The sequence below is a fragment of the Enterobacter sp. P82 genome (assembly GCF_037053385.1).
Lineage (GTDB): Bacteria > Pseudomonadota > Gammaproteobacteria > Enterobacterales > Enterobacteriaceae > Enterobacter.
The window spans coordinates 1,804-2,991 of the sequence record NZ_JBALHX010000013.1; the positions used below are offsets into that span (position 1 = coordinate 1,804).

1 rRNA gene (only partly in view) is annotated in these 1,188 nt (G+C 52.9%); it reads right to left on the bottom strand.

The annotated features are described in order from the left end of the window. Window positions 1–1,168: ribosomal RNA gene (locus WB237_RS22990) — 23S ribosomal RNA — on the bottom strand (it extends 1,778 nt beyond the left edge of the window). Window positions 1,169–1,188 lie beyond the last annotated feature (20 nt).

Consider the following 1,188-nt stretch of genomic DNA (forward strand, 5'->3'; position numbering starts at 1 on the left):
GTCGCTGCCGCAGCTTCGGTGCATGGTTTAGCCCCGTTACATCTTCCGCGCAGGCCGACTCGACCAGTGAGCTATTACGCTTTCTTTAAATGATGGCTGCTTCTAAGCCAACATCCTGGCTGTCTGTGCCTTCCCACATCGTTTCCCACTTAACCATGACTTTGGGACCTTAGCTGGCGGTCTGGGTTGTTTCCCTCTTCACGACGGACGTTAGCACCCGCCGTGTGTCTCCCGTGATAACATTCTTCGGTATTCGTAGTTTGCATCGGGTTGGTAAGCCGGGATGGCCCCCTAGCCGAAACAGTGCTCTACCCCCGAAGATGAGTTCACGAGGCGCTACCTAAATAGCTTTCGGGGAGAACCAGCTATCTCCCGGTTTGATTGGCCTTTCACCCCCAGCCACAAGTCATCCGCTAATTTTTCAACATTAGTCGGTTCGGTCCTCCAGTTAGTGTTACCCAACCTTCAACCTGCCCATGGCTAGATCACCGGGTTTCGGGTCTATACCCTGCAACTTAACGCCCAGTTAAGACTCGGTTTCCCTTCGGCTCCCCTATACGGTTAACCTTGCTACAGAATATAAGTCGCTGACCCATTATACAAAAGGTACGCAGTCACACCACGAAGGTGCTCCCACTGCTTGTACGTACACGGTTTCAGGTTCTTTTTCACTCCCCTCGCCGGGGTTCTTTTCGCCTTTCCCTCACGGTACTGGTTCACTATCGGTCAGTCAGGAGTATTTAGCCTTGGAGGATGGTCCCCCCATATTCAGACAGGATACCACGTGTCCCGCCCTACTCTTCGAGTTCACAACCTGTGCATTTTCGTGTACGGGACTTTCACCCTGTACCGTGCGACTTTCCAGACGCTTCCACTAACACACAAGCTGATTCAGACTCTGGGCTGCTCCCCGTTCGCTCGCCGCTACTGGGGGAATCTCGGTTGATTTCTTTTCCTCGGGGTACTTAGATGTTTCAGTTCCCCCGGTTCGCCTCGTTAACCTATGTATTCAGTTAACGATAGTGTGACGAATCACACTGGGTTTCCCCATTCGGACATCGCCGGGTCAAAGGTTCATATCACCTCGCCGGCGCTTTTCGCAGATTAGCACGTCCTTCATCGCCTCTGACTGCCAGGGCATCCACCGTGTACGCTTAGTCGCTTAACCTCACAACCCGAAGATGTTTC